A 7,001-nucleotide genomic window follows, 5' to 3' on the forward strand; every position below is an offset into this window, starting at 1 on the left:
ATTAACGTCGGGCAGGGTTCAGGTGGTAGTGGACGCGGGTTGTCATTGCAATTACCGGAGGGCGTAGCGCCACTCCCACAAGTAGGGCAGCTCCCGATGGCGGAAGCACTCCCGGTAACTGAATTTCCGGTGCAACCGGCTTGTGCAGAACTGGCGCAACAGGATGCCAGTTTAATCATTAAACCTGTTAAAGAGTAAACACAATGGAAAGAACTCTCACCATGGAGAACACCACTGTAAGTTGGCAAACTTGGCTAAATGAACCCAATAAAGCTCCTGTGTTTTTAATTCTCAATTCGCTGGCTAAACCGAATCCAATCGAGTCATTTTACCGGAATGACTGGGTGGAGCAGGCATTTCCACTGTATAGCGGCACGCCGATGCGGAATATGTTGAAGCAAAGCCCGTGGTTGATACAACCGAAGGTGAATCAATTATTTAATCTAGGCATGATGTTGGATCGATATGAACTCAGTGACAACAGTTGGGGTTGGGCTTATCGCAGCCATACACCGTGGCAGGAACAGCTTAAACACTGGCAACAGCGACAATGGGTGATGATGAATGGCGAACCGGTACTGTTCCGTATGATGGATACACGGATATTGGGCACATTGGTGCCCGCCTTCACGTCCAGTGACTGGTCACTGCTGCTGACACCCGTTACAGAGCTGATGATTGACACACCGCAACCGACACGGTTTTCCCGTCCCGAAGGCTGCGGAGAGGGTAACAGCGACATCCCCTTTACGCTGGGCGAACATCTGCTGGCCGTCTGGTTACGTTCTCCCTATGGTCTGAAAGTCTTAACCAGTTCATTGTATTGTGATTTATGGGAAAATCACGGTGCAATGGCTAAGCAATTGGATAAGCCTGAAGGCAGCTTGGAACCCCGGATTGAACAGTGGTTGAGACAAAAATTGGAAGCCGGACAGCGTATTGCAAAAGTATCCGGTCAGGATTACCTGTTGGCGATGGAACAAGAAAAAGAACAGGAGAGAGAGCGATGAGTGACGAGAATTCGATTTATGGTCATGATTGCCAGAAAATAGCGGAGTGTGTTTCCCGCATTCGGCTTGTGGCGGATTATACGGGTAAACCTATACCTAACAAGGAGTACACACTGCTAAAGGGGGAAGCAGTAGTAACTCAGGGGGTATCTGATGGGAATGGGGTTAGTAGCGAAGAGATTTTAACTATCATACCTCTTTTTGTCGAAATATCTCCCCGCTTTCCTGCTAAAAAGGAAGAAGTCGAATTTTTTAAACAACATAGATACGATAGCTTAGCATTGCACAGAAGCACCAAATCTCTTGCAGAGTGTAAACCTTATCTTGATGATAAATATGGAAAAGTAGTTGACGTCCCTATACTCACCGCCGAATGCCTCTGGTACCGATATCAAAAAGAGGCCGAAGGGATTGTGGGTCAAGGCGGTAAGTTGATTGCTGACCCGATAGCGCGTAACAAACGCATTAATCAGACTTACGCTAATATATGGTTAAAGGATAATCGTTTCCAATGGGCTGGTCTTGCTGCTTTTGCTTCTAAGCAGGTAGGATGTGGGCTAGTAAATTTTTCTGATACGGTCGAAAATATGGAGGGGGATGCAGTAGCCAAAAGCCGTGCGATGACTAGCGCAGCTAAGGTGGGAGTACGTGCCGCTCTTCCTCTATTTTCATCATTTATGTCCACTTTTTCAGGTACAACTTTTATTCAAGATATAGACAAAGCTATACAAGATGAAAAAGCAAGTGTAGAAGCCAGCAAAAAAAATAACGTAGCTAAAGTAACAAAGTACATAAAAATCACTACTGTATCTGGTGCAGTTGCTGTCGAGGGGGCTACATACGCAACATTCAAGCGTTCGTCTAACATGATGGGGATTGGAAATGCAACGTTATTTCTGGATGTATATCCACTTCATGCTTTTTACCACCAACGCGGATTGAAAGAACTCGAAACTTGCTTAGTTGCACGCAAAAATATTTATGGCAATAGCCAGTTCCCAATATTATGGCCAATAGGGCAAGATAAGTTGGAGTTTGGTCAGGACTATGAGGATATTCTACTTGCTTTTAAAGCTATAGACGAAGGCAAGCTTGCTGATGGCGTTAAGCATCTCGCCGACCACGAGCAAAAAAATATTCTACAAACCATAATGTACAGTGATTGGTGGCTAGTCGGGGCATTGTGGGGTAATCAGGTATTCCATACTCTTGGTGATACATTTATAGCACAGCCTGTTGAGCTACCGCTCGCGGCTCAGTGTAAGTCTACTGGTGATGGCAGAACAATTGAATTTACTAATGGTATACTAGATGGCCTCACAGGCGATCTTTCCAATGTAGATCAACGTATGGAGTTTGTATACAAAGCAGCAACGCGTTTTGATGAGATGCTACGGGGCGATGAACGAAGTGTGATCACTGAATCTCTAGAAGAGATTGCGTCAAATGGAGGTGTCAAATGAATCTGCTAAAACGCATTGGGCAGCAACGTGGGCGCTTAATATTGATATCGTTAATCGTTCTGAGTTTAACTGCTGCCTATATGTACCACTCTTTTAATTCCCGTGAGCCTGCTGAAATAGCGCTGGTGATTGGTGAACCTTACGAGAATATGCGGCAGCGCTCCAGTGCGGAAATTGCCCCACAAGGTACGAGTAATATCGGGTTCAGAACCCCAAAAACCAATGCACACTTACACTTTATCGATCCGAAATATGGATTTATTACCCCTCCAGCTCGATTTTTTACTGTTTCCTATAAAAATGGAATAATCAATAACATACGCATGTCTCCACAAATCGAACCGCTACTCTATGAAGATGCGATCAAGATTGTGCTGGATTTACAAGATCAGTGGCGCAAAACGGGTTGGGTACTTACTAAAGGGTATCAACCCTTAGCTAATACATCCGAATTGCATGAGAACCTTCGCCGTATGAAAGGTGGCGCTGGAGCGACCTATTGGCAAGCTGATAATCAGTATCAGATCAAACTAAATTTGGGGCGTTTTAAAGACGACAGGCATCCTGATGAAGAGCGATATTTGATTACACTGGCGATTGCTAAACCGTGGGTAAAGCCATAACGCAAGCTCAGATGGGTGTGAGGATGTTATCTTCTCTTCTCGCACCCATTAATCAGGATAATGCTTCAGGGCGAGGTGTAGAATGAGTCGGTTGCAACAAATAGGTCGGCGGAGTAGCGGTTTAATTTTTGCGTTATTAATCGTTCTCTGTCTGGCTGGCGTTTATCTTTACCATTCCTTTTATTCTAATAAACCTGAAATAGCGCTGGTAATTGGTGAACCTTACGAAGATATGCGGCAACGCTCCAGTGCTAAAATTAGCCCACCATATGATAATAGCATCGGATTCAGGATCCCAAAAACGGATGCACGCTTACGCTTTACCGATCCGAAATACGGGTTTATTACCCCTCCTGCACGATTTTTTACTGTTTCCTATGAAAACGGAATAATTGATAATGTGCGTATGTCCCCACAAATTGAACCATTACTCTATGACGATGCGATCAAGATTGTGCTGGATTTACAAGATCAATGGCGTAAAACGGGGTGGGTGCTGACTAGAGAATACCAACCTTTAGTAAATACACCAGAATTGCATGATAGCCTTCGCCGTATGAAAGGTACTGGAATGACCTTTTGGCAAGCAGGTAATCTATATCAAGTTATGCTGAATATTGCGCGTTTCAAAGATGACCGGCATCCTAGTGAAGAACGATATTTGATTACATTGCAGATTGCCGAGCCATGGGTAAAGCCATAACGTAATCTTTGATGGGTGCGATAATATGATTTTCTCACACCCATTATTCAGGACAGTACTTCAGGGCAAGGTGTAAAATGAGTCGGATACAACAAATAAGTCGGCGGCGCGGTGGCTTAATCCTAGCACTATCCATCATTCTGGGTCTGACAGCCGTTTATTTCTACCATTCCTTTTATTCCGCTCAACCAGAGATAGCACTGGCGATTGGTGAACCTTACGAGGCTATGCGGCAACGCTCCAGCGCTAAAATTAGCCCACCATATGATAATAGCATCGGATTCAGAATCCCAAAAACGGATGCACGCTTACGCTTTACCGATCCGAAATACGGGTTTATTACCCTCCAGCTCGATTTTTTACTGTTTCCTATAATAAAGGAATGATCGAGAGCGTGCGCATGTCCCCACAAGTTGAACCACTACTCTATGACGATGCGATCAATATTGTACTGGATTTACAAGATCAGTGGTGTAAAGCCGGCTGGGTACTTACCAAAGCTAAAGAGCGTCCGGCCTTAGCTAACACACCCGAATTGCGTAATGATCTTCGCAATAGGAAAGGTTCAGCAGGGACGACCTATTGGCAAGCGGGAGAACAGTACCAGATCATGTTGATTATGAGGCGCTTCAGAGATGATCGGCACCCACGCGAAGAGCGATATTTAATTACGCTGGCGATTGCTGAGCCGTGGGTAAAGAATTATTCAAACTGACGCGCTGCGCTTGTCGTCTCCGTGTTACCGGGCTAATAAATTAACCCGGTAACACGGAGAACTGAAAAATATCACTATGACCACTGATTATCGCTATATAAATACATTGTTTTTCACGGGATAACGGGGTAAATGACATATTCACTCTATATTTCAGTATGTTAACTTATCCCACGCTATCCCGGATTATCCCGTGGTTAAACGTCACCACTTTTAATTATTTTAAATTCAATAAATTATCCCCTGCCAGAGAAAATTTATTTTCGGGATAACGCGGGATAATACGGGATAATTCAACTAAATATAACTTACTGATATATATTAAAATAACTCTCTATTATCCCAATATCCCGTTATCCCAGCATTTTTTCTCTTGCATGAGTATTAATCCTCATCCCTGAAAATCAGCACCACAAACCGCCCCTGAGTGCCATTCACTGAAATGGTTTTACTGATAAAGCGATCTTTCTCCGTTTTGACCAACATTCCGGCTTCTTCTAAGGCTTCAAACGCCGTTTTTTTCTGTAATCCCTGCAATATTTCCTCTTCAAATACACTGGGGATGATGTGATACTCAACTAAACCGTCATCACGGCGGTTATGCACCAGATATCCGGCAAGGCCGTTAATTCTCATAGCGTGTGCTGTATCAATATCGCCGTTTGGTCTGCCATAGGTGTAAGGCTGAAAGCGTGAAAGCCCGTATTTCTGGATAAAGTCACGGGCACGGGTGATAACCTGATATTTTTCCCGATTTCCAATACCAAAATCGGCTAACCAATCATCAAAACTTTGTTTTATCGCGGCGTGACTCTCTTCCCTGCTCCAGCCTGTGATAACGGCAGCCAGTTCACCGGCTGCATCCAGTAACGCAAAACGCACGGCAACACGTTTTACCTGAGCTGAGGCTTCTTCTGGCAGGCTATCGAGCCACTCTTTCTCTTTACGCGTGGTAAGTTCGATGGCCTGTTCCTGATGCTCAGACAGCCATAAAATCCATTCACGACCAGCTGCACCGCAATAACGTTTAGATTCCCTCTTGATTGCCCTTGCATGAGAATCACCGTCTTCATATCCATTGAAAAATTCAGTATCAATAAAGGGCACACTGAGCAACCTGACGAGCTGCCCGGCTTTTGGCGTGATCCCGCCTTTTATCAGGAACGTTTCTAAATCTTCTTCTCCTGTCGAAAGGGCGGCAATTTTCCAGCGGATCACGGCACGGTTTCCACCCTCCCGCTTCCCCTGAATTTTGCCCACACCGTTAAACAGACTGTAAGCACTGTTCGCAACTTCTTTCGGGTTCGAGCTTTGCCCGATTTCGTCAATGGGCATGAAACCATCATTACGAGCGGCGGCTTCGTTATTTAATCCGTGGTTAGTGCCGTGCCACGATAATTTAAGTTCTTCGGGATCGCCGTATAAGCTGCTGGCTGCCTCAACAGTGGTGGTTTTACCCGCTGAAGACTGGGCGAATAGATGTACACCAAAGCAGCTCCCTCCCGTCAATGAGTTAAGCGGGGCGGTCAATCCGACCAATACTCCCAGCATCATTGAGCGGTTGCCTTTCATCAATGATGCAACATGCGTTTTCCACTGTTCGGCACTTCCCCTGACCACATAACCAGCAATCGCGGATGTGCCACCACTGAAAGCCACGGGCATATAAGGCTGACCGATGATTTCACCATCCGGCATCACATACGCTCCACAGTGCCAGCCTGCTTTCTGTGTCACAACCCACTCGCGGCGATCGCCGCTGCGTTGCAGATGTTCAGCCAAAATAGGCAATAGGCTGTTTTTTACAGTGATGTTCATTCCCCGCGAACGCAATCTTGCCCAACCAACCGGCATCCCGACTTCACGACGGGGAAGCGCTTCAACAATATATTTTCCCGTACCTTCCTGACGTAATTTAATAATGAGATAGCCTTCACTTCCATCATTGCCAATACCGACTATCTCCATGTGATCACTCAGCCACTTTTCGACTTCGACAATTTCGCCGCCCTGTTCTTTGGGTTCAACCCAGTAAATTCCTGTATTGCGGATATCGACATGAGGCTTGAACGGATCGGAATCTTTCTCCCTACACTCATCTGAATTATCAACCGCAGATTTCGACACTGTTACTTTATCTCCCACCTGATACAACTCGTTATTGAATGCCTGCTTTGCTGCTTCAATGCCGTACTGCTGGCGATAATCGTCCCAGTCAGTTTTATGCTCTGTCGGCGGCAAAGTAATCCAGCCATTAACCGCAACGGCCGCTTTTTCTGCCGAGATTTTGCCGATATTCACTTTCGGTTTACCGCTCTTATCCAGTTCATCAGGATGATGCCAGTCATTATCTGCGGCAATAATGATTTTCGTGTCCGGCCAGCGTTCCCTGACTGATTGCGCAACGGAGATTAAATTGCCTGCATCCAGCGCCGCGAGAGCAGTCCCTTTGCAGAGTTGGTTAACAGTGAGTGCCGTGGCGTAACC

At 45.6% G+C, this 7,001-nt stretch carries 8 protein-coding genes; 7 read left to right on the top strand and 1 reads right to left on the bottom strand.

Annotation, left to right across the window (positions count from 1 at the left end):
- From FE394_RS16305 to FE394_RS16335, 7 genes are all read left to right on the top strand, one after another.
- On the top strand, positions 1-198 hold a 198-nt coding region (locus FE394_RS16305; RefSeq protein WP_319927410.1), incomplete at its 5' end, for a hypothetical protein.
- Between the two features lie 5 nt (positions 199-203).
- On the top strand, positions 204-1,010 hold the full coding sequence (locus FE394_RS16310; RefSeq protein WP_319927411.1) for a DUF4123 domain-containing protein: 807 nt from the start codon (positions 204-206) through the stop codon (positions 1,008-1,010).
- Positions 1,007-2,473, top strand: a complete 1,467-nt coding sequence (locus tag FE394_RS16315) for a DUF2515 family protein (protein WP_319927412.1) — start codon at positions 1,007-1,009, stop codon at positions 2,471-2,473. The genes FE394_RS16310 and FE394_RS16315 overlap by 4 nt, the downstream gene beginning before the upstream one ends.
- Positions 2,470-3,096, top strand: coding sequence for a hypothetical protein (locus tag FE394_RS16320; protein ID WP_319927413.1), 627 nt, complete (start codon positions 2,470-2,472; stop codon positions 3,094-3,096). The genes FE394_RS16315 and FE394_RS16320 overlap by 4 nt, the downstream gene beginning before the upstream one ends.
- An 82-nt stretch (positions 3,097-3,178) precedes the next feature.
- Positions 3,179-3,799: a hypothetical protein gene (locus tag FE394_RS16325; protein ID WP_319927414.1), complete on the top strand. Its 621-nt coding sequence runs from the start codon at positions 3,179-3,181 to the stop codon at positions 3,797-3,799.
- 77 nt (positions 3,800-3,876) lie between these two features.
- Complete coding sequence (locus FE394_RS16330) at positions 3,877-4,185, top strand: hypothetical protein (RefSeq protein WP_319927415.1); 309 nt, start codon at positions 3,877-3,879, stop codon at positions 4,183-4,185.
- 14 nt (positions 4,186-4,199) lie between these two features.
- Complete coding sequence (locus FE394_RS16335; protein ID WP_319927416.1) at positions 4,200-4,514, top strand: hypothetical protein; 315 nt, start codon at positions 4,200-4,202, stop codon at positions 4,512-4,514.
- A gap of 384 nt (positions 4,515-4,898) precedes the next feature.
- On the opposite strand, the gene FE394_RS16340 is transcribed toward FE394_RS16335, so the two are convergent.
- Positions 4,899-7,001: TOPRIM and DUF927 domain-containing protein (locus FE394_RS16340; protein ID WP_319927417.1), on the bottom strand; the 2,103-nt coding region annotated here is incomplete at its 5' end.

Source organism: Xenorhabdus littoralis (assembly GCF_033949345.1).
In the GTDB taxonomy this organism is placed as follows: Bacteria; Pseudomonadota; Gammaproteobacteria; order Enterobacterales; family Enterobacteriaceae; genus Xenorhabdus; species Xenorhabdus littoralis.